The 21,872-nt window shown below is 70.2% G+C and carries 18 protein-coding genes; 6 read left to right on the forward strand and 12 right to left on the reverse strand.

Features of this window, described 5'->3' with window-relative positions:
- Window positions 1-204 precede the first annotated feature (204 nt).
- The 5 genes from ACZ6DT_RS24515 to ACZ6DT_RS24535 are packed head-to-tail and all read right to left on the reverse strand — an operon-like array spanning window position 205 to window position 5,393.
- The gene (locus tag ACZ6DT_RS24515; protein ID WP_465599244.1) at window positions 205-1,491 is read right to left on the reverse strand and encodes a DUF58 domain-containing protein; all 1,287 of its coding nucleotides are present in this window, start codon (window positions 1,489-1,491) and stop codon (window positions 205-207) included.
- Window positions 1,491-2,450, reverse strand: coding sequence for an AAA family ATPase (locus tag ACZ6DT_RS24520; RefSeq protein ID WP_465599644.1), 960 nt, complete (start codon window positions 2,448-2,450; stop codon window positions 1,491-1,493). Before ACZ6DT_RS24520 ends, ACZ6DT_RS24515 begins: the two co-directional genes overlap by 1 nt.
- A gap of 26 nt (window positions 2,451-2,476) precedes the next feature.
- Window positions 2,477-3,610, reverse strand: coding sequence for a DUF4350 domain-containing protein (locus ACZ6DT_RS24525; RefSeq protein ID WP_465599246.1), 1,134 nt, complete (start codon window positions 3,608-3,610; stop codon window positions 2,477-2,479).
- The gene (locus ACZ6DT_RS24530; RefSeq protein ID WP_465599248.1) at window positions 3,607-4,248 is read right to left on the reverse strand and encodes a DUF4129 domain-containing protein; all 642 of its coding nucleotides are present in this window, start codon (window positions 4,246-4,248) and stop codon (window positions 3,607-3,609) included. Before ACZ6DT_RS24530 ends, ACZ6DT_RS24525 begins: the two co-directional genes overlap by 4 nt.
- Window positions 4,242-5,393 (reverse strand): hypothetical protein, encoded by a 1,152-nt coding sequence (locus ACZ6DT_RS24535; protein ID WP_465599250.1) that lies wholly within the window; start codon window positions 5,391-5,393, stop codon window positions 4,242-4,244. Before ACZ6DT_RS24535 ends, ACZ6DT_RS24530 begins: the two co-directional genes overlap by 7 nt.
- A 217-nt stretch (window positions 5,394-5,610) precedes the next feature.
- Between ACZ6DT_RS24535 and ACZ6DT_RS24540 the strand changes: the two genes are divergently transcribed.
- Window positions 5,611-6,699 (forward strand): neutral zinc metallopeptidase, encoded by a 1,089-nt coding sequence (locus ACZ6DT_RS24540; RefSeq protein WP_465599252.1) that lies wholly within the window; start codon window positions 5,611-5,613, stop codon window positions 6,697-6,699.
- Between the two features lie 213 nt (window positions 6,700-6,912).
- On the opposite strand, the gene ACZ6DT_RS24545 is transcribed toward ACZ6DT_RS24540, so the two are convergent.
- Both ACZ6DT_RS24545 and ACZ6DT_RS24550 read right to left on the reverse strand, forming a co-directional pair.
- The gene (locus ACZ6DT_RS24545) at window positions 6,913-7,320 is read right to left on the reverse strand and encodes a hypothetical protein (protein ID WP_465599646.1); all 408 of its coding nucleotides are present in this window, start codon (window positions 7,318-7,320) and stop codon (window positions 6,913-6,915) included.
- A 178-nt stretch (window positions 7,321-7,498) separates the two neighbouring features.
- Window positions 7,499-8,575: a potassium channel family protein gene (locus ACZ6DT_RS24550; RefSeq protein ID WP_465599254.1), complete on the reverse strand. Its 1,077-nt coding sequence runs from the start codon at window positions 8,573-8,575 to the stop codon at window positions 7,499-7,501.
- 88 nt (window positions 8,576-8,663) lie between these two features.
- On the opposite strand from ACZ6DT_RS24550, the gene ACZ6DT_RS24555 reads away from it, so the two are divergent.
- Window positions 8,664-9,050 carry a DoxX family protein gene (locus ACZ6DT_RS24555; RefSeq protein WP_465599256.1) on the forward strand — a complete coding sequence of 129 codons (387 nt, stop codon included), beginning with the start codon at window positions 8,664-8,666 and terminating at the stop codon, window positions 9,048-9,050.
- A gap of 68 nt (window positions 9,051-9,118) precedes the next feature.
- On the opposite strand, the gene ACZ6DT_RS24560 is transcribed toward ACZ6DT_RS24555, so the two are convergent.
- Window positions 9,119-12,394 (reverse strand): ATP-dependent helicase, encoded by a 3,276-nt coding sequence (locus ACZ6DT_RS24560; RefSeq protein WP_465599257.1) that lies wholly within the window; start codon window positions 12,392-12,394, stop codon window positions 9,119-9,121.
- Entirely contained in the window at window positions 12,391-15,615 is a 3,225-nt protein-coding gene (locus ACZ6DT_RS24565; RefSeq protein WP_465599259.1) for an ATP-dependent helicase, read from the reverse strand. The genes ACZ6DT_RS24560 and ACZ6DT_RS24565 overlap by 4 nt, the downstream gene beginning before the upstream one ends.
- Before the next feature lie 54 nt (window positions 15,616-15,669).
- Between ACZ6DT_RS24565 and ACZ6DT_RS24570 the strand changes: the two genes are divergently transcribed.
- Together ACZ6DT_RS24570 and ACZ6DT_RS24575 are read left to right on the forward strand one after the other, a co-directional pair.
- Window positions 15,670-15,993: an MGMT family protein gene (locus tag ACZ6DT_RS24570; protein ID WP_465599261.1), complete on the forward strand. Its 324-nt coding sequence runs from the start codon at window positions 15,670-15,672 to the stop codon at window positions 15,991-15,993.
- A 14-nt stretch (window positions 15,994-16,007) separates the two neighbouring features.
- Window positions 16,008-16,838 carry a siderophore-interacting protein gene (locus ACZ6DT_RS24575; protein WP_465599263.1) on the forward strand — a complete coding sequence of 277 codons (831 nt, stop codon included), beginning with the start codon at window positions 16,008-16,010 and terminating at the stop codon, window positions 16,836-16,838.
- A gap of 260 nt (window positions 16,839-17,098) precedes the next feature.
- Here ACZ6DT_RS24575 and ACZ6DT_RS24580 read toward each other — a convergent pair whose 3' ends face one another.
- The 3 genes from ACZ6DT_RS24580 to ACZ6DT_RS24590 are packed head-to-tail and all read right to left on the reverse strand — an operon-like array spanning window position 17,099 to window position 20,213.
- On the reverse strand, window positions 17,099-18,388 hold the full coding sequence (locus ACZ6DT_RS24580) for a sensor histidine kinase (protein WP_465599265.1): 1,290 nt from the start codon (window positions 18,386-18,388) through the stop codon (window positions 17,099-17,101).
- A 54-nt stretch (window positions 18,389-18,442) separates the two neighbouring features.
- Window positions 18,443-19,252, reverse strand: coding sequence for a uroporphyrinogen-III synthase (locus tag ACZ6DT_RS24585; protein WP_465599267.1), 810 nt, complete (start codon window positions 19,250-19,252; stop codon window positions 18,443-18,445).
- Window positions 19,245-20,213 carry a helix-turn-helix transcriptional regulator gene (locus ACZ6DT_RS24590; RefSeq protein ID WP_465599269.1) on the reverse strand — a complete coding sequence of 323 codons (969 nt, stop codon included), beginning with the start codon at window positions 20,211-20,213 and terminating at the stop codon, window positions 19,245-19,247. Before ACZ6DT_RS24590 ends, ACZ6DT_RS24585 begins: the two co-directional genes overlap by 8 nt.
- A 60-nt stretch (window positions 20,214-20,273) precedes the next feature.
- Here ACZ6DT_RS24590 and ACZ6DT_RS24595 point away from each other — a divergent pair, with 60 nt between their 5' ends.
- Entirely contained in the window at window positions 20,274-20,669 is a 396-nt protein-coding gene (locus ACZ6DT_RS24595) for a DUF3224 domain-containing protein (protein WP_465599271.1), read from the forward strand.
- Between the two features lie 9 nt (window positions 20,670-20,678).
- Window positions 20,679-21,797: a DNA glycosylase AlkZ-like family protein gene (locus ACZ6DT_RS24600; RefSeq protein ID WP_465599273.1), complete on the forward strand. Its 1,119-nt coding sequence runs from the start codon at window positions 20,679-20,681 to the stop codon at window positions 21,795-21,797.
- Window positions 21,798-21,872: the final 75 nt, after the last annotated feature.

Genomic DNA, 21,872 nt, shown 5'->3' on the forward strand with positions numbered 1-21,872 from the left:
TGTCGTTCTTCTTTCTCTGTTCCGTCTTTTTCTCTTTTTGTTTTCTTCGCTTTCCCCTCTTTCCTCCTATGGTGTGCTTCCCTCCCCCCCCCCCCCCCCCCCCCCCCCCCCCCCCCCCGACCCCCAGCACCGAGGCTCGTTGGCGAGACTGTTCCCTCTCCAGGCTCCCGGGTACCACCGTTCAACGACGCGAGAACCGAAACCTCAGAGCCGTCCGGCCGCCTTCAGCGCGAGATAGCGGTCGGCCAGCCGCGGCGGCAGGTCCTCGGGGACCGCGTCGACCACCTCGACACCGTGCCGCGCCAGCCGCGCGGTGACCTGGCGCCGTTCTGCCAGTACCCGCTCAGCGGCGGCCGCGTCGTAGACGGCTTCCGCGTCACCGCGGCCCGCCGCCATCTCGGCGACCCGCGGGTCCGCCACCGAAGCGATCATCAGCTGGTGTCGCGAGGTCAATTTGGACAGCACCGGGAACAGGCCTTCTTCCAGCGGCGCCGCGTCGAGCCCGGTCAGCAGGACGACCAGGGCGCGCCGCCGCGTCCGCCGCAGCACCTCCGCGATCATGCCTCGCGCGTCGGTCTCGACCAGCGACGAGTCGAGCGGCGCCATCGCGTTCACCAAGGCGGGCAGCAATTCGCTCGAACCTTGGACCGCGGCGCGGACCTGCCGGTCGTAGGCGAGGAGGTCGACGCGGTCACCCGCCCGCGCGGCGAGCACGGCCAGCAGCAGGGCCGCGTCCATCGCCGCGTCGAGCCGCGGCGCGTCCCCGACCCGGCCGGCCGAAACGCGGCCGGTGTCGAGCACCAGCACCACGTGCCGGTCGCGTTCGGGGCGCCAGGTCCGCACCATGACGTCGGACGCGCGTGCCGAAGCCCGCCAGTCGATCGACCGGACGTCGTCGCCGATCACGTACTCGCGCAGGGAGTCGAATTCCGTGCCCTGGCCCCGGATCAGCACGGCGTTGCGGCCGTCGAGCTGTTGCAGCCGCGCCAGCCGCGACGGCAGATGCTTGCGGCTGTGGAACGGCGGCAGCACGCGCACGGTCCACGGCACGTCGTGCGAACCCTGCCGTGCGGCGAGTCCCAACGGCCCGGTCGACCGGACGGTGACCCTGGCCGCCGTCCGGTCGCCGCGCCGGGTCGGCAGGAGCCGGGTGGTCACGACGCGGCGTTCGCCAGCGGGCAGGGTCAGCCGGTGCCTGTCGTCCGCGCCAGCGCTGGGCGGCCAGGCGTCCCGGAGCCACGCGCGCACCGGACGGCCACCGGGATTGGCCACGGTCAGCGTGACCTCGCACTCCTCCCCCAGCCGCACGGCCGTCGCGCCGGACCGCGCGAAGTCCAGTCGCCGCACACTCCCGGCGAGCAGGAGATCCAGCGCCACCAACAGGAACAGCACCGCCGCGGCCAGCCCGATCCCGGCCGACGAGGGCAGCAGGAAACCGACCACCGGTGCCGCGAGGAGCGCCAGCAGCCCGAGCCGCCCGGTGACGGCCATCAGCGCGGAACGGGCACGGACGCGAGGACGCGGTCCAGCACACCGTCGGCGGTCGCGCCTTCGAGTTCGGCCTCGGGCCGCAGATCGAGCCGGTGCCGCAAGGACGGCCGCGCCAAGGCTTTGACGTCGTCCGGGGTGGCGTAGTCGCGGCCCGCGAGCCACGCCCACGCCCGGGTCGCGGCCAGCAGCGCGGTCGTGCCACGCGGCGAAACGCCGAGCCGCACGGACGGCAGCGACCGCGTCGCCCGGCAGACGTCCACGATGTAGGCGAGCACCTCGGGGCGCACGGTGACCCCGGCGACCGCGCGCCGCGCGGCGTCGAGCTGGGCGATCCCGGCGACCGGGGTGATCCCCGCCGCGCCGAGGTCTCGCGGGTCGAAACCCTGCGCGTGCCGGGAAAGGATGCCGAATTCGTCCTCGCGGGACGGCATCGGCATGGTCAGCTTCAGCAGGAAGCGGTCGAGCTGCGCCTCGGGCAACGGGTACGTGCCTTCGTATTCGACCGGGTTCTGCGTCGCGATGACGATGAACGGATCGGGCAGCGGCCGCGTCTTGCCGTCGCTGGAGACCTGACGCTCCTCCATCGCCTCCAGCAGCGAGGACTGCGTTTTCGGCGGAGTGCGGTTGATTTCGTCGGCCAGCAGCAGGTTCGTGAACACCGGGCCCTCGCGGAAGGAGAACTCGCCGCTGTGCGCGTCATAGACGATGGAGCCGGTGATGTCGCCCGGCATGAGGTCCGGCGTGAACTGCACCCGGGTGGTCTCCAGATCCAGTGCCGCGGCCAAGGCCCGCACCAGCAATGTCTTCGCCACGCCGGGAACGCCTTCGAGCAGCACGTGTCCCCGGCACAGCAACGCGATGATGAGCCCGGTGACGGCCGCGTCGTTGCCCACCACGGCCTTCCCGACCTCGGCCCGCAGGGCGATCAACGCCGCCCGCGCCTCGGCCGCACCATCCACAGTGGACTGCTCGGACTGTTCGGTACTCAAGACCGCTCCACCTCTCGTTCCACGACATCGAGTCCGTCCGCCAGCCGCACCAGGGCGGCGTCATCCGACACGTCGGCGGGCGGGTCCCCGTACAACAGCGCGCCGATTTCGGCCGGTGCCCGGCCGGTCCGCACGGCGACGGATTCCACCAGCGCCGCGGGCTCGGCGTCACGGGTGAGTCCCAGCAACGGCCGGAGCCGCGCACGGGTCGCCTCGCGCAGGGTCTCCCCGGCGTGAGCGGCGGCCTTCGCCTTGCGATACAACCTCGCCCGTCCCTCGGTGGCCTCGGCCGCGCGCACCACCACCGGGATCGGTTCGGTCACCACCTGGCCCAACCGCCGCGAGCGCCACAACGCCAGCAGCACGACCGCGACCCCGGCCTGCAACGCCGCGTACGACCAGCCCGCCGGGATCAGTTCGGACAGCGGCTTCCTTTCCGGTTCGAGCGACGGATCCGACGGCGTCGGCAGGTACCAGACCAGCCGCTCGTGCTTCCCGAGCAACCGCGTCGCGAGCGCCGCGTTGCCCTCGTTCGCGAGCCATTCGTTGGTCAGCGGCTCGGAAGTGCCGAGGACGGTGACCGTCCCTTGTGGACCAGGCACCTCGAGATACGAGCCGCCGTAACATTCCTGCGCTCGCGGCTGCGTGGCCGCGTACTTCAGGCCGCCCATCGTCGCGCTGCCCGCCACGACGGGATCCACGGCCTGGCAGTCCGGGGCACGGGACTCGGTTTCGAGCTGGCCGGTCGACCGCACACCGGGGAGGATTTCCTCGACCGTGACAGGACTCGGCTGCACCAACACGACATGCTTGGCGCTCCGCCGGATTTCGGCGAAGGTGTTCTTGGGCAGGTACGCGGGCTGGGTGATCAAGACGGTCGCGTCCCGCGCGACCCCCTTGGCCTCGGAGGCGGTGCGCACGATCGGGATCCTGACGCCTTCCCGTTCCAGCAAGGTCGCCAGCGCACGGCTGCCACCGGGCTCATAGGACCCCGGTTCGAGCGCGCCGGTGGTCTGCTCACCCTGGACGAGGACGAGCAGCGTCCCGGTCAGCACGAGCATGAGGACGACCGCGAGCGGGAGCCGCACCCCGCGCCAGATCCGGCGGGCGTCGGGCGAAACCGAGGTCATCCGGCCGCCAAGGCGACGGGCCTGGCGCGACGGCAGCGTTCGTCCAATTCGGACAGTGACCGGTAGCCGGCCTCGGTGGCCGGGATCCCGCCGTAGTGGACGTCGTCGAACAACCGCGCGCCGGCGCGCAGGGGCCCGGCGACGTCGGGGAGCAGCCGTCCGGCTTCGATGGCGGCCTCGTCGGCGGTCCGGCCGGACTTCTCGTCCAGCAACGCCCGTTCCTCCAAAGACCGCACCACGGCACGGAAGAGTTCACGGACGGCGTCGTCGAAGTCACCCCGTGACGCGGCCTCTTCGGCGGCCTTGCGATGTTCGCCGGACGCTTTGCGCCGCCCGGCGAACACGGCGCGGCCGCTTTTGGCCGACGTCGCCAAGGGACCGGACTTCAGCCGGATCACCACGGCCACCACGATCACCACGACGAGCAGCAGCACCACGGCGAAGATCCCGCCGGGCACGGCGCTGTCGACGGTTTCGAGGACGCCGAACAGTTTTTCGAGCATCCAGCTGAACGCCTGGGACAGCCAGTTCGGCTTCGCGGCCTGATATGCCTGACCCGCGAGCTCCTCGGCGGCACGCAGCCGGGCGGTGTCCCGGTCGATGTCGACCGGGACCTCGGAGAGGAAACGCGTCACCATGCCCGCGGCGGGGGCGGCGTCGCGATCCCGGCCGCGCGGGCCAGTTCGATGTCCATGCCCTCGCGGCGCATCCGCTGGTCGATGTAGAGGATCACGGTCACCAGCGCGGAGAACGGACCGACCATCGTCTGCGCGATCACCGTGCCCACCGACTGCAGGATCAGGTCACCGGTCGAGGGGATGTACACCTGCTCGGGGTCGGTGAACAGGGTCATGAACGCGCCGAAGCTGAACGGCATCGTGATGATCATCGCCAGGAACCCCGAGATCACGCCGGCCAGCAACAGGATCCCGAAGATCCGCCAGAACATCCCCGAGACCAGCTTCGCCGACCGGCGGAACGCTTCCCGCACGGTGCCGCGTTCCAGCAGCAGGGCCGGACTGGCCAGCGCCCAGAAGGTGTAGGGGATGATCGCGGGTACGAAACAGAAGATCGCCGCGACCATGATCGCCAGCGTGTAGAGCACGGTCAGCCCGAGCAGCGGCAGCAGCCGTCCCGCCGCCTCCTTCAGCGCCTCCTTGAAGACGATCGGTTTGCCCAGTGCGGCCTTGCCCATCAAGACGGTCAGGAACCCGGTGAGCAGCGTGGTCCCGATCATCGTGGCGACGAGGCTGACGAGGCTCGCCGCCAAGGATCCACCGAGCATGTCCAGCGTCTGGTTCAGCAGTTCCTGATCGGTGGCGGCCGGACCGAGATCACGGAGCCGCTCGAGGTCCTCGGTCGTGTCGACCAGCAGGTACCCGATCAGGTCGATGGCCGCGGTCAGCACGGCGGTCACGGCGGCGGCGCCGAAGACCATCCGCCAGTACCGGCGCATGGTCGTGACCGCGCCGTCGAGGATGTCGGTCAGGTTCAGCGGGCGCAGCGGGATGACCCCCGGCCTGCCGAGACCGACCTTCCAGTTCGGATATTGCTGCTGCTGCGGCGGCTGATAGGACGGCAGCGGAGGCGGCGGTGTGGCCCCGGACGGGGACTGCCACTGCTGCTCCGGCGCCGGTGACGGCTGCACTTCCCCCTGCGGCGGCGCCGGTGTGTCCGCCTGCGGCCGTTCCGATTCCCCCGCCTGCGGCTGTGCCGATTTGTCCGCCGGTTTGCCCGGAGTCTCGGTACCTTCCGGCCCGGACGGTCCGCCGGTCTCCGTCATGCGACAGCCCCTTTACCCGTTCACGTTGCTTACGCCCACTCTTCCAGAGGGTCCGACACCCGGCCAGAGCTGGGGTGACGACACTGATGGGTGACCACTCGCCTCACACTGGATACCCTCTGCAGCCGAGCTGTGGGTCGGGACGCCGTTAGCTCGTTATGCTGAACATCGGGCCGGGCACCCCCGGTTCGCCCCTAGAACCACCGGGACCGACTTGATGACGCAACCGCCCCACGGCCAGTGGCCGCCACGCGGCGCCGTCCAGCCACCGCCGGTGCACGGCCAGCCCCCTGCCCAGTGGCACGGCGCCCCGCACCACTTCCCGCCGCCGCCACCGCGTCGGCGGTCCGCGGGCGCGATCGTCGGCATCTGCCTCGGCGCGGTCGCCGTACTGGTCCTCGGCCTGGTCGCGATCATTTCACTCAATCGTGACGGCACCGATCACGTAGCGAACGCGGGCTATTCGACCCTGCCGAACCCGACCTCCCCGGCCGCGTTGCCGCCAAGCGGGTCTTCGTCGCCGTCGTCCTCGACGAACCCGTTCCCGTCGTCGCCGTCCAAGGCGCCGCCGTCGTCGAGCGGGCCGCAGAAGATCCTCAAGCTCGGCGACCACCCGATCCTCCAGGACCCCAACGCCGGCCTGCGGAACCGGGTCTGCACGCTGCCGCAGTGGCAGAGCAGCCAGCAGGCATCCGAGGCGTTCTTCACCGCGGCGGGCAAATGCCTCGACAACGCGTGGGGACCGTTCCTCGACGCCTACGACCTGCCGTTCACCCCGCCCGCGCTGCACTTCCCGACCGGGGCCAGCTTCGAAACCGAATGCGGCACGATCCAGGTGGGCATCGCGACGGCGGCGTACTACTGCGAGAACAACCTCTACGTGCCGTTCCGCGGTTTGCAGACCGACCAGTACGGCAACAACCCCGGCGTCTACCTCGCCCTTTTCGCGCACGAGTACGGGCATCACGTGCAGGAGGTCGCGGGGCTGATGGACGCGGCCTGGCAGAAGATCTACGAGGCCGGGCAGAACAGCCCCGTCGGGCTGGAGATGTCACGGCGCAAGGAACTCCAGGCGCAGTGCTTCTCCGGGATGTTCCTCGGCGCGCACGTCGACCAGGGCGGCACGGTCAGCCGGGACATGTACAACAAGGCCTGGAACGACCAGGAGACCCGGGGCGACAACACCTCGCGCAGCCAGGACCACGGGACGAACGCGCATTACGCGTCCTGGTGGCGGGCAGGCGCGAGCAACAACCGGATCGCCGACTGCAACACCTTCTCGGCCCCGGCGAGCGCCGTTTCCTGACTTCGCGCGTGACGGTCCCCTTCACGCGCTTCGGGTGGCTGGATGCCGCTCGCCGACGGATGTGGTGCCGTCGGCGATCGAGGCTTGCCCAGCCCGGCTGGTCAGCGAGTTCGCCTTCCAATCACGCGAGTTCGGCCTTCAATCACGCGAGTTCGCCTTCCAATCACGCGAGTTCGCTCTGCCGTGTCAGGACACGGGTGGCGCGACCTGGAATCAGGCCGTCGCGAGCCTCCGTGGCCCGCGCAGCACCAGGTAGACGTACATCCCGCCGGCGAAGCAGCTGAACACCAGCAGCGCCATCCCGACCGGCCGCCGCCCGTCGCTGGCTCCCGTGGTCGCTTCGGCCGCGTGCACCGAAACGCCGTCCCCCGAAGCCCCGTCGGGGACGACGACCTCGAGGCGCTCGCCCTTGCCGTGCCCGCAGCCGTTGAGCGAACCCTCCACCTGCTTGCCGCCGAATTCGAACTTGACCTTCTCGGTCGCGCCGCCGCCCGTGCAGGGCGCGGGCTCGACGACCTCCGCCACCACGGTCGTCCCCCGGGGCTCGTTCGTGATGCCGAACAGCCCTGGCCCGGCGAACCAGGCCAGAAAGATCACCAGGAGGCCGACGCCGGCCGCCACGGCCAGGGAGTTCCACCCCGGGGTGAGCCCTCTGGCCGGGTCCGATCGCTTGCGCACGAACGCCATGTTCCCAGAACCCGGCGGCAAAACACAGGAGCCCTCCCGACCGGGGGAAGTGATACCAGCGGCAGAACAGAGGAGCCCTCTTGTCCAGGCAGGGTGATACGAAGGTCCCCCGCTACCGCTCGATCGTCTCCGCCGAGGTCACCTTCCGGATGTACAGCAGCTTGTCGCCCGGCTCGATCGCGTCGGCCTGCGGGGCGTCCACGCGGTACAGGACGCCGTCGCGGACGACGCCCAGCACGATGTCCGGCAGATGCCGCGGCGAACCGCCCTCTTCGAACGGCTCCACCGGGCGCTCGGCGATCGCGAGACCGGACTCGGGGGTGAGCAGGTCCTCGACCATGTCGACCACCAGCGGCGTCGACGTCGCCATGCCGAGCAGGCGCCCGGCGGTTTCGCTCGACACCACGACCTGGTTCGCGCCCGACTGTTTGAGCAGGTGGACGTTCTCCGTTTCACGCACCGAAGCCACGATGTGCGCCTTCGGTGCCAGCTCGCGCGCGGTCAGTGTGACCAGCACCGCGGTGTCGTCCCGGTTCGGGGCGACGACCACGGCCTTGGCCCGCTGCACCCCGGCGACGCGCAGCACGTCGGCGCGGGTGGCCGAACCGTGCACGACCACCAGGCCGAGCGCGGTGGCCGCTTCGAGGGCTTGCTGGTCGGTGTCGACGACGACGATGTGGTCGGGTTCGATGTTCTCGTCCCCGAGCAGCGCGTTGACCGCCGACCGGCCCTTCGTGCCGAATCCGACGACGACCGTGTGGTCCCGCACCTTCGTCCTCCACTTTTGGATCTTGAAAGCCTGACGAGAGCGCTCGGTGAGCACTTCGAGGGTGGTACCGACCAGGACGATGAGGAAGAGCACCCGCAGCGGGGTGATCACCAGGACGTTCACCAGCCGCGCGGACGACGTCGCGGGCGCGATGTCACCGTACCCCGTCGTCGACAGCGACACTGTCGCGTAATAGAGGCTGTCGAGCAGACTGAGTCCGTCGCCGTTGGCGTCGCGGTAGCCGTCCCGGTCGAAGTAGACGATCAGGACGGTCGCGAGCAGGGCGAGCATTGCGCCGATGATCCGTTTGAGGATCGACCGCAGCGGGCTGACCGTCAGTTCCGGCATACGGATCACGCCGACGAGCTCGTGGTCCGGACGGTCGCTCAGCCGGACCGGGAAACGCTTGAGAACCCTCATGCACAGGCTCCGGCCTGATCCGCGTCACTCACGGTCGGGAGGATAGCCGAAGATCCGCTTGTTGGACGCGGTATGCGAAGCTCAGGGCATGTCTTCGGATCCCAAGCCGTCTCAGCGGCCCGCGTATTTCCTCGCCGGCCTGCTCGGCGCGGCCGGTGTGCTGCACTTCGTCCAGCCGAAGCCCTTCGACGCCATCATCCCGAAACAGCTCCCGGGCTCCCCGCGGGCGTGGACCTACGGCTCCGGCGTGGCCGAGCTGGGCGTCGCCGCGGCGGTCGCCAACCCGAAGACGCGACGTCTCGGTGGGCTCGTGGCCGCGTTGCTGTTCGTCGTGGTCCTGCCGGGGAACGTCAAGATGGCCGTCGACGCCGATCGCCGCAAGGCGCCGAAGCACTGGCGGGCGGCCTTCTGGGCCCGCGTCCCGCTCCAGATCCCGCTGGTGACCTGGGCGCTGAAGGTGCGCGACCGCGCCTGACACCCCTGCGTTTCGTCCTCTGAATGCGGTAGTTGCCCGCGCAAGGACCGCATTCAGAGGACGAAATGCTAGATCGTCGGGACGCTTCGCAGTAGTTGTCGCAGGCCTTCGGCGTCCAGCAGATCCGCCGGGCGAACGGTTTTGTCGTGTTTCACGTAGTGGAACGCCGCGCGCACCTTCTCGACCGGCGCCTTCTTGAGTGCCGCCCAGGCCAGCCGGTACGCCGCGAGCTGCACGGCCAGCGGCGCGAGCCGGTCTTTCTCCGGCACCGCGCCGGTCTTCCAGTCGACGACGGTCCACCCGCCGTCGGCGTCGGCGAACACGGCGTCCATCCGCCCCCGCACCGTCACGCCCACGACGTCCGCCGAAAACGGGACCTCGACGGCGTGCGGCACCCGGTGTGCCCACTCGCTCTTCTCGAACGCCGCCTGCAACGCCTCCAGCTCGGAATCGGGCGCCTCGTCGACGTCCGCCGCGCCCGGCAGGTCGTCGATCTCCAGTAGCTGCTCGCCGCCGAACCGCTGCTCCAGCCAGCCGTGGAACGCCGTCCCCCGGCACGCGTAAGTGTTGGGGCGCACGGGAAGAGGCCGCCGCAGCCGTTTGGCCAGCGCGTCAGGATCGGCCGACAGCTCGACCAGTTGACTCACCGAAAGATGCGGCGGCAGCACGACCTGCTGCACGCGGTTCTGCGCCCGCGCGCGCTCCTCCAGCAGCACCTTGGTGTCGGAAATCCAGCTGTCCGGATCGTCCTCTTCCTCTTCCTCAGTGTCTTCGCTGTCTTCGCTGTCTTCGCTGTCTTCCATCGCGCCGAGGACCAGATCGACGCCGCCTGCGACGCCTTCGCGCCGCGGCCACAGCGGATCGACCGGCCACCGCGACCGGCGGGAGTCCGCAACCAGCGGATTCTCCCCCTCGGCTTCCGGCTCGTCCGCCCAGTGCTCGATCCGGCCGACCGAGTTCCCGCGCATCACCTCGCCGATTTCGAGCAGGAACTCCGACGGCCCCTTCGGCCGCGCACTGCTCTCGTTCCACCAGTGGCCGGAAATCAGCATCGTGTGTTCGGAGCGGGTCAGCGCGACGTAGCAAAGCCGCCGCTCCTCGTCCGCTTCTCGCGCGATGAAGCCCTCTTCGTGCAGTTCCAGCGCTTCCTGCACTTCTTTGCGATCCGAGCCTTCGGGGATCCTCAGCTCCGGCAGGTCCTCCGAGTCCCCGCGCAGCGCGGCGGGCAACGAGGTCGACGTCCGCAGCCACGACGACGAACGCCGCCGTCCCGGGAAGACCTCCTTGACCAGATGCGGGATCGCGACGATGCGCCATTCGAGCCCCTTGGCCGAATGCACGGTCAGCACCTGGACCCGATCCGGGACGACCTCCACCTCGCCGGGGGTGAGTCCGTCCTCCGCGTGCGCGGCCGTGTTCAGGTAGTCCACAAAGGACAAAAGAGTGGCGGTCGGCGACGTCTCGGCGAAATCCGTGACGACGTCGGCGAAAGCGTCCAGGTGCGCGCGCCCCGCGGGCCCTGGGCGGGCCAGCGATTCGACATCGAGCAGCATCGTGCGTTCCACGTCGGCGACCAGTTCGGGCAGCGACTGGTCGAGCCGCCGTCGCAACGCCGAAAGTTCGGCGCCGATCTTCCGGATCCGCCGGTAGCCCTCGGGCGAATACCGTTCCGGCGTCCCGGGATCGTCGATCGCGTCGGCGAGCCCCGCCTGTTCGACCCGTTCGGTCACCAGCACCGGTTCGTCCACATCGGAGGGTCCCGAAGGTGGCACCGGCGAGGACAGTTCTCCCGCGCGGCGCCACAACGCCGCGAGGTCGGCGGCCGCGATCCGCCAGCGTGCCCCGGTCAGCAACCGGGCGGCGGCACTGCCCGCGAGCGGGTCGGCGAGCACCCGCAACGTGCTGACCAGGTCCGCGACCTCGGGTTCGTCGAGAAGGCCGCCGAGGCCGACGACCTCCACCGGAAGCCCGCGCGCCCGCATCTCCGCCGCGATCGGCGCCATGTCGGCGCGGCGGCGCACCAGAACCGCCGCGGTCGGCGGCTTTCCGGTCTCCTCCACGGTTTCGAACCAGCGTTTCGCCACCGCGTCGGCCACCCACTCGCGTTCGGCGCGGACGTCCGGCAGCAGTGCGGCGGCGATGTCGGCCGATCCCGCACCCTCCAGCGCACGCAACCGGGCGACACCGAGTCCACGTTCCCGCAACGGTTCCGAGATCGCGTTCGCGAGTTCGAGTACCTCGGGCGGGTTGCGGAAACTGGTCAGCAGTCCGAAATCGAGCGCCGGGACGAGCCGTTCGCCGTTGTCGCGGGGGAAGTCCGTGGTGAACCGGGGCAGGTTCGCCGCGCTCGCCCCGCGCCAGCCGTAGATGGCCTGCGCCGGGTCACCCACCGCGGTCACCGGCATCGGCGGATGCTCGACGCCGCCGAACAGCGACCGCAGCAGGATCCGCTGGGCGTGCCCGGTGTCCTGGTACTCGTCGAGCAGGACGGCGCCGTAGCGCTCCCGCTCCCCCGCGACCACCGCCGGATAGCTGCTGGCGAGCTGCGCGGCCAAGGACATCTGGTCGGCGAAGTCGAGCGCGCCCTCGGCTCGCTTCCGCGCGTGGTACGCCTCGACCAGCGGCAGAAGGGCGAGCCGGAACCGTTGCGCCGTCATGACTTCGGCCAGTTTCTGCGGGAGCGCCGCACGCTGCCCCTTGGCCCGCGGCGCGGTCTCGATGACCTCGCACAGCCACGACGTGTACTCCGCGAGCCGTTCGGTCTCGACCAGATGCTCACCGAGTTCCCCGGCCAGCGCCAGCAACTGCGCCGTCACCGTGGCGGGCACTCGATCGGTGTCGAGGTCGTTGTCCCAAGTGGACACCACGCGATGCGAGAACTGCCACGAAGACGTCTCCGAAAGCAAGCGGACCCCGGGCTGGACGGGCAGCCGCAAGCCGTGCTCGGACAGCAGCCGCCCGGCGTACGCGTGATAGGTGAGCACCGTCGGCTCCCCCGCCGTCACCGTCATGCGCAGGTCACCGGTCGGGTCGATCTTGTCGAGCAGCCCCGATCCGACGAGACGGCGCAGCCGGGTGCGGACACGTTCGCCGAGCTGGCGGGCGGCCTTGCGGGTGAAGGTCAGGCCGAGGACACGTTCCGGCGGCACGATGCTGTTGGCCACCAGCCACACCACGCGCGCGGCCATCGTCTCGGTCTTGCCCGCGCCTGCCCCCGCGACCACCAGCGACGGCTCGATGGGCGCGGCGATGACCTCGGCCTGCTCGTCGGTCGGGCTGTGCAGGCCGAGCGCCCGGGCGATCGCGCCCGGTTCGACCTGACGGCGCTGGAATTCGGAGATCACGGCCCGGTCACCTGCCTGCCCTCCGGCCGCAACGGACAGCAACCCCTTGCCGGGCAACGATCACAGTCCGGGTTCTCGGTGACCCCGTACTCCGGGCCCGCGGCGGATCCGGCCGCCGAACGCACCAGTTCGAGCCACTGTTTTCCGCCGTCGGAGTCCAGCGGCGCCTGCTCGCGCTGGGTGGACCCGGTCTTGTTGTTGGACTTCGCGACGTAGACCAGCCGCGCGCCACCGGGTTTCGAACCGCCCTCGACCGCGCCGAGCAGCACGGCGAGCTGGTACGCGGCGAGCTGCGGATGCTGTTCGGCGTCGGCGGCGGAGATCGGGACCTTGCCGGTCTTGATGTCGATGACGACCGGACGACCATCCTTGTCCATCTCCACGCGGTCGACGCGGCCGCGCAGGAGCACGCGGAGATCGCTGGTGTCACCGTCGCCGACCGGCAGTTCGACCTCGATGTCCTGCTCGACCCCGGCTTCGATCAACTCCCTGCGGCTGGATTCCAGCCAGGAGATGAAGTTCCGCAACATCTGCTCGACCCGCGACCGCTCGCGGCGTGAGAACCATGGCGCCCCCGCGTCGACCCGCACCCACGCTTCGTCCAGGGCCGTGCGGATCTGCTCGTCGCTGCTGCCACCCGCGACGGCCTGCGCGAGCCCGTGCACCAGGGTTCCCGTGACGGCCGCGAGTTGTGCCGGGTCACTTCCGCCGTGGCGTTCGATCAGCCACCGCAGCGGACATTTGACCAGAACCTCCACGGTGGACGGTGAGATGCGGATGAGGTCGCCCGGCCCGTGCACGGGTTCGCCGGTGGAGGGTTCCAGCAGGCCGTACCAGGTGCCCGGATGCGCGCCCGGCACCCCGGCGGCGGCCAGTTTCGCGAGCTGACGCGCCGCCCGCTGCCGCCGCGCCGGCTCGCTCGACTCGTCGCAGACCACCTCGCGCAGTTCACCGACGAGTTCGGCGAGCACCAGCGAACGTCCGGCCGGCTTCATCCGCGAATCGAGGCCGCCGTCGTCCGCGCCGTTCTCCTCCAGGTCGTCGATGAATCGCGAGGGCTGCTCGTCCTCCCCCGCGACCGCGCTGACCAGCAACGTCTTCCGCGCGCGGCTCGCGGCGAGGTAGAACAGCCGCCGCTCTTCGGCGAGGATCGGCGCGGTGGCGGACACCTTCTCGTCATCGACGCCGGACATGAGGTCGACCAGCCGCTCAACGCCGAGTACGGAACCGCGCAGCCGCAGATCCGGCCAGCTGCCCTCCTGGACACCGGCGATCGACACGACCGTCCACTCACGCCCGGCGGCCGCGTGCGCCGTCAGCAGTGACACGCCTTCGCTCTTCATGGCGGCGGGCGCCAGCGTGTCCCCCGCGATGTTCTGCGAGGACAGGTAATCCGCGAACGAGGCGACACTCGCCTTCGGCAACCTGTCGACATAGCGACCGGCCGCGTCGAAGAGGGCGACGATCGCGTCGAGATCCCGGTCCGCCTGTGAGCCGAGTGAACCACCGCGATCGACCAAGCGTAGTAAGCGCTGCTCCAGACCGCTGGCCTGCCAGAGATCCCACAGCACCTGCTCGACACCGTCGCCGCGCACCACCGCCTGGTGCGCGGCGTGCAGCAGACCGCCGACCCGGCGCATCGGCAGCGACTCGGCCTCGGCGAGACCGGTGAGAACATCGTCGGTACGTAGGGCTTCCACCAGAAGCTCGTCACTGGACCGCTGCCCGCCGCCGGCGAGTTCCAGCCTGCGCAGGCCGCGACGCAACCGCCGCAGAGCGAGCGGATCCGCGCCGCCCAGCGGGGACGACAACAGCATCTCGGCGAGATCGACGTCGAGCAGGTCCGGATCGGCGGCGAGCCGCAGCATCGCCAGCAGAGGACGGACCGCGGGTTGCTTCGCGAGCGGCAGTTCCTCGGTGGCCGAACCGATCGGCACCCCGGCCGCCCGCAGCGCACGTTGCAGGACAAGGAAAGTACGGGCAGGCGACCGGACGAGCACCGCCATCTCCGACCACGGCACCCCGTCGACGAGATGCGCGCGCCGGAGCTGATCGGCGATCCAGCTCGCCTCGGCGGCCGGGGTCGGCATCAGGCGGACGCGGACGGCGCCGCCCTCGGCGTCCGGCGCGTCGGCGAGTTTGCGCTGCGGCGACGAGCCGGGCAGTACGGAGCCGAGTTTCGTGACGGCCGTGCGGATCACCGGGGCGAGCCGGTGCGCGGTGGTCAGCAGGACCGTGCGTTCGCCGTCCTCGTCCGCGTCGGCGAACAGCCGGGGATCCGCGCCGCGGAAGGAGAACACGGACTGATCGGGGTCACCCGCGACGACGAATTCGTCGGCCGCGTGCCCGATGAGCCGGATGAGCCGGGTCTGCAACGGGTCGAGATGCTGGGCGTCGTCGACGAAGAGGTGCCGGACGCGGCGCTGCTCGCGTTCGCGCAGTTCGGGGTCGTCCTCCAACGCGAGCAGCGCGGAGGTGACGAGTTCCGCCGCGTCCAGCGCGGGCGCGCTCGCGACGCCGAGCGCGTTGCCGCCCGCGCCCTGCAGCAGCGTGACCTCTTCGTACTGGCTCCAGAAGCGCCCTGCCGCGACCCATTCGTCACGACCGCGCCGCCTGCCGAGTTCGACCAGATCCTCCGGGCCGAGCCCGCGTTCGGCGGCACGGAGCAGGAGGTCCCTTAGTTCCTCGGCGAAACCGGGCACGTTCAGCGCGGGCCGCAACTGTTCGGGCCAGTCGAGAGCGCCCGCTTCGAGGTCACCGGCGAGCAGGTCGCGGACGACGACGTCCTGTTCCGCTCCGGCCAGCAGGCGAGGTGGCGGGAGCTCGTCGGCCTGCGCCTCCATCCGCAACAGCGCGTACGCGTACGAGTGCACCGTGCGCACGAGCGGCTCGCGGATCGTGCGCGGCAGCGGATCCTCTTCCGGATCGGTGGTGAGCCGGTGGGTGATGTCGGCACGCAGGACCTCGGCCGCTTTGCGAGAGGTGGTCAGGATGAGCACGCTCTCCGGATCCGCGCCCTCCGCGATGCGCCGCGAAGCCGCCGACGCCAGCAAGGCCGTCTTGCCCGTACCCGGGCCTCCGAGGACCCGGCGGAAGCCGTCCGGGGCGGCCAGCAGGCGCCGGGCGCCGGAATCCCACTGAAAGGAGGGCGTGCCGGTGACCGGCGTGCGGACCAGCCGCGCGTCGGTTCGTGCCGCTGTTCGCCGCCCGTTCACGCCCACGATGGAACCACGCCCCGCCGACACAACTTCGCAGCGGCACGGCAAAGTGGTCCCATGGATGACGAACTGCACGAGCGGGTGCGCGAGGTCATCGCGAGCGTGCCCGCCGGCTCTGTCGCGACTTATGGGGATATAGCGTCGGTTTCGGGAGCCCCGTCACCACGGCTGGTCGGGCGGATCCTCGGCGAGGACGGCCAGGACCTGCCTTGGCACCGCATTCTGCGCGCCGACGGGACGCCGGCTCCGCATCTCGTCCACGAGCAGCTGGAGAAGCTGCGCGTGGAGGGCGTTCTGGCCGACGGCCAGCGCGTCGACCTGCGGAAATACCGGTGGCAGCGGGATCCCGACGATGACGCTGGTCCCGGCGCACTCTTTTAGGTTAGCCTCGCCTAATGAGCTATATCGAGGCGAAGGTGACCGCGGTCCGGCGGCTGACCCCGCGGATGAGCAGGGTGACCTTCTCGGGGGCGTCGCTGGTGGATCAGGCGCCCGACCAGTACCTGAAGGTGTTCTTCCCGCAGCCCGGTCAGGCGGAACCCGTGCTGCCCGCTCCGCTGAGCGGTGACGAAATGCTGTCCTGGTACCGGACCTACCTCGCCATGCCCGACGACGTCCGGCCGCCGATGCGCACCTACACCGTGCGCGCGCTGCGGCCGTCGGTGCGGGAGGTCGACATCGACTTCGTGCTGCACGGCGACGAAGGCCCCGCCTCGGCTTGGGCGTCGCGCGCTTCGGAGGGTGACCGGGTCGCTTTCCTGGGACCGCACGGGCTCTACGACGTGCCCTCGGACACGAACTGGCAGCTACTGGTCGGTGACGAGACCGCGATCCCGGCGATCGGCGCGATCGTCGAAGCGCTGCCCGCCGGGACGCGAGCCGTGGTCTACGTCGAGATCGGTGATCGCGAGGATCGGCAGGTCTTCGAAACGCAGGGAACGGTGGAGCCGCACTGGGTGGTGCGGGGCTCCGGTCCGGTCGGCGACGCGGTGCTCGAAGCCGTGCGGAAGGCGGAACTGCCGAGCGGGACGCCGTACGCGTGGCTTTCGGGCGAGGCGAACATGGTGAAGCTGGCGCGGCGGCATCTCGTGCGGGAGCGCGGGGTGGACAAGCGGGCGATCTGCTTCACGGGGTACTGGCGGCAAGGCGTGAGCGAAGAGGCCGCCGGGCGGGAAGCGATGCGACAGGCGGAGGCCGGGGAAGCTGCGGCTCCCGAAGCGAATTGAGGCCTTCTGACCTGCGGGAAGAGAGCAAGGGACCTTTGCTATCGCTTACGTAGGCATGCTAAGCAAGCGATGGCGTAGGTAGCGAAGGATGCCTTCACGGACCGGCCGGTCGCCCCAGAACTCGCCCACCATCAGCCCCAAGTACATGAAGGCCCCCTTCCTTGCGCCTAGGTACAGGAAGGGGGCCTTCATGTACCTCGGCGCCGCGCCTGCGCAAGGAAGGGGGCCTTCATGTACTGAGAGACCATGTACTGAAGACCTCAGTGCGGCACCCACAGCGTCACCCGAGTCCCCCGCCCCGGCTGCGAATCGATCGTCCCCCGCCCGCCGACCTCCGCCAGCCGCGCCATGATCGACTGGCTGATCCCGAAGCCCGGCGGGCGGTCCAGCATGCTGAAGCCGGTCCCCTGATCCCGCGCGATGACCGCGACGCCGCCTTCGCACTCCTCGACGCGAAGCACGACCTGGTTCGTCCCGGCGTGCTTCACAGTGTTTCGGAGCGCTTCGCGGACGGCGTCGCGGATGGCGGTCCGGCGCGCGTGCGAGAGGCGGTAGTCCTCTTCGGTCTCGGCGGCGACGAGTTGGGTGCGGAGGCCGTCGCGCGCCATCTCGGTGGCGACCTCGGCGAGGTCCGCGGCGAGGCCCCGGGCCGACGGCGCGTCCGGGCCGGTCAGTTCGCGCCGCAGTTCGGCGGCCTGCGCCCGGGCGGCGGCCCGCATCTCGGCGAGCCGTTTCGCGGTGGCGGAGTCGTCATCGGGCGCCTCCATGCCCATCGCTTCCAGCGTCTGGAGCACGGAGTCGTGCATCACCCGCTGGGTCCGCAGCCGTTCGGCACGCTGCCCGCGGCGCATCCCGATCCCCAGCGCGAAACGGGTCCCGACGCCGAGCAGGATCAGGATCCCGGCCGTGGTCACCATCGCCACGACGAGCGCGACCATGCAGCCGACCGATCGGCTCACCGCGAGCGGATGGTCGATCGGGAGTCCGCCGATCCAGGTCAGGAACGCCCGGAACGGCAAGGCCGCGATCAACAGCAGGCAAGCGGCGGGCAGCCCGAACGACAGCGTCCACAACGCCACCGTCCCGACCATCCACGTCCACGCGACGTCGACGGCGAACGGCTGGATCTCGGTGGGCGCGGCCACGGCCACGACCGTCGTGAGCACCACCCCCACGGCGAGATCCGCGTACATCAGCCGCCCGGACGTCTTCGCCCGGATCCCGCGGCCCTTCACGACCCACCAGACCGCGAAGACGTTGAGCAGCACCGCCAGAATCGTCGTGCTCAGTACCGGGACGATCCCCGCCGAACCGTTCGCGACCAGGAAACCGATGTACACCTTGGGAAACGCGGCCACGCGGTAGAAGATCGGGCCGAGGGCGGAGTAGCGGATGGCACGCATCAGCAGTGTGTCCGCGGAATCTTCCCGATAGCGCCAGTCGGGAACGGAATCGGGGTCGGGTGCTTCGTCGGCGGGGCTCGCGCCCAAGACCGAAGAGCCCTTTCGCAACATCGCGCGCACGAACGTGACCGATTGAGACTCGGACATCCGCCGCCCTCCCCGCGTCCGATGTGTCGAGCCTGGCAAAGCGGACCAGCCGCGTCAAGACGGCCGAACGCGCAGTTCCGCGACGAGAAGTTTGACCAGCGCGCCGAGTCGCTGCCGTTCGGGCTGGACGGTCGGTACCCCTGCGGCCGCCAACGGCGCGGCGGTCACCGGTCCGACGCACGCGCACAACACCGGACCTCGCAGTGCGGCAAGGAGTTCCTCGCGATGCGAACCCGCCAGCGTGAGCAGATTCGTGGCCGCCGGAGCGGAGGTGAACGCCAAAGCGTGCACGCGTCCGGAAATGACACTTTCGACGAGTTCGTGCACAGGTGCGACGTCGGCGGGCGAAAGCCAGCGGTACGGCTGCGCCTGGACGACGTCCGCGCCCGCGTCCCGCAGCGAACCGGTGAGTTCGGGCAGCAGGGTTCCGTGCAGCTGGACGGCGACCCGCGCCCCGCGAACCCCGGCGTCGCGCAAGCCTTCGAATAGTGCCGCGTTGCTCTCCTCGGGCGCGGAAAATTCCTCGCGCAGGCCCTCGCCGCGCACCGCGCCCGCCGCCTTCGGTCCACGCACGAAGATCCGTGACGCCGCCAGCCGCTCCAGCAACGGTTCGCGCAGCCCCCAGCCTTCGGCCGCCGAAAGCCAGCCGCGGAACCCGGCGCCGGTGGTGACCGCGGTGAACCCGACCGGTCCGGCCAATACGGCGTCCGTCGCCGCCCGCAGTTCCGCGTCGTCGGGCAGCGGGACGATGCGGATGGTGGGTGCGTGCAGCACTGTCGCGCCGTGCCGCTCGAGCGCGCCGATGAAGTCTTCCGCCCGCCGTTCCGCGGTGATCCCGATCGTGATGCCTGCCAGGTCAGCCATAACGCGCGCCCATCCTCCCGATCTCCTCCGCCAGCCGCTCGCGCAGCTCTGGCGGTTCGAGCACTTCGAGGTTCCCGCCGAACCGCAGCAGTTCGCCGACGGCCGGTTCTCCCGGCTCCACGGGCAATTCCATCGTGAGCCAGCCGTGTTCATCCGGTTCGGCGTCCGCTTCCCGCAACGCTCGTACTCCGACGGCTCCGAGATAGAACGGCACCAGTATGCGGGCGAACTCGTTAAGCCGGACCACCGCCACTCGCGAGTACATCCGCTTTTCGAACTGCTCCGACCACTCCTGCCAGTAGCGCGCGAGGTCGAAATCGGACGGCCGCTCGAAAGTCTCACCGAGATCGTCGAGCTCTTCGATGCGGGAGACCCGATAGGTCCGGTCGGTCCCGTCGCACCGCGCCGCGAGGTACCAGTTCCCGGCCTTGAGGATCAGCCCCAGCGGGTCGAGGACGCGATCGACCTTCCGCTGCCCCCAGCGTTCGTACCGGACCTTGATCCGCCGCGCGTGCCAGACCGCGTCGGCCAGTTCGGACAGTCGCGGCAGGCTCTCGATCCCGCGATGCCAGCCGGGGACGTCCAGGTAGAACCGGTCGGAGACCTTGCTCGCCCCGGCGCGCAGTTCCGCGGGCATGGCCGCGTGCAGTTTGAGCCGCGCGGCGGCCAGGACCGTGCCCAGCCCGAGTTCGGCGGCCGCGCCCGGCAGGCCCGCCAGCGAAAGCGATTGCGCCTCCTCCTCGGTCAGCCCGGTCAGCCGCGTGCGATAGCCGTCGACGAGCTGATATCCGCCGGTCCGCCCGCGGTCGGCGTACACCGGCACGCCGGCCGCGGACAGCGCCTCGACGTCGCGGTAGACCGTCCGGACCGACACCTCCAGCTCGGCCGCCAGCTCCTCGGCCGTCATCCGGCCGCGGTTCTGCAGCAGCAGGAGGACCGACAGGAGTCTGCTCGCGCGCATGGATCCAGTATCCCCGAAAACCTGACATGATCTGACAGGTATGGCTGACAGGGTGAACCCATGAACACGTTCGCCATGAAGAACTGGGAAGAAGCCCTCGTCAGTGGCACGGAAGGCGGGCCGCGCGTGGCCCACGCCCACGCCACGTTCGCCTACAGCGGGCTGATCGAAGGCGAGGCGGTCATCGACTACCTGCTGTACTACGCGGGCGAGGGCTTCGAAGGCGGCGGAACGACGTCCCCCGGCCTCGAACGCGTCGAAGGCAGTGTGGACGGGCGCAAGGGAAGCTTCGTGATCAAGCACGACACCGGCTTCGACGCGAAGGGCATTTCGTCGACGTTCACGGTCGTCGAAGGCTCCGGAACGGGTGAACTCACCGGGATCACCGGTACCGGCACCACGACCGGCGCGCTCGGTGAGCCGACGATGTCGTACACGTTCGATTACGCGCTTTAGGGGGGCCCAGTGCTCGAAGTCGTTCGCGAGCAGGTGCTGGCGTACCGGATCGCGGCGCACGGACTGCACCGTGACGAGACGGATCCGGCCGCGGCGGCCGTGTTCGACCTCGGGCTGCAGGATTCCGTGCGAGACACCGCCCTGCTGGGTCTCGCCGCCCGCGTCGACGGCGACATCACGTCCGAAACCTGGGACGACGACCGCCTCGTGCTCGCGTGGACGCATCGCGGCGCGCCGCATTTCCACCGCCGCGCGGAACTCGACGCGATCCGGGCCGCGCTCGTGCCGCTCGACGAGAAGGACGCGATGGCGCGGATCCTCTGGCAGCGCAAGCAGGTCGAGGACGCGGGGATGTCCGCGACGGACGCGCTGTTCACCGCCGCGAAGGCGATCCGCGAGGTCGTCACCGGCCCGCAGACCAAGGGCACGGTGAGTGGCGCGGTCACGAAACGGATCCCCGAAGGCCTGTCGTACGCCTGCCGCGGCTGCGGTGTCGTGCACATCTACGAGCAGCTGATGCGGGTCGCGTCGATCCACGCCGGAGTCCGGCTGGAGCCAGGCGCGACGCCAGCGACGTTGGCGCCTCTGGAAAGGCGCGGTCGGTTCAAGACGTCGCCGGACGTCGAGGCGGCCAAACGCGTGGTCGAGGGCTACCTGCGGATCAACGGTCCCGCCGCCCCCGGTGACGCCGCCGCCTACGTCGGAACGACCCGCACCGGCGTCGACGCGATGTGGCCGGACGGCCTGGTCGAGGTCCGGGTCGACGGCAAGAAGGCGTTCCTGCCGGAAGACCGCGTGCCACTGCTGGAGAACCCGCCCGAGCCGGACGTGGTGCGCCTGCTGCCGCCGCTGGACCCGTTCGTCCAAGCGCGCGACCGCGCCGTGGTGGTGCCGGACAAGGCCAGGCAGAAAGAGGTCTGGAAGATCCTCGGCAATCCCGGCGCGCTGCTGGCCGACGGCGAGATCGCCGGCGTGTGGCGGGCCAAGGCGAGCGGGAAGAAACGGCTCGATTTCACCGTCACCCCGTTCGACGCCCTCCGTCCGGCCGTGCGGAAAGCGGCCGAAGAGGAGGCGGCCCGCGTCGCCGCCGCCCGCGAGTTCCCCGACCACCGCGTCACCTTCGCCTGACCCACCTCCCGCATTTCGTCCTCTGAATGCGGTAGTTGCACGCGCAAGTACCGCATTCAGAGGACGAAATGCGGG

Source organism: Amycolatopsis sp. NPDC041971, assembly GCF_055588925.1.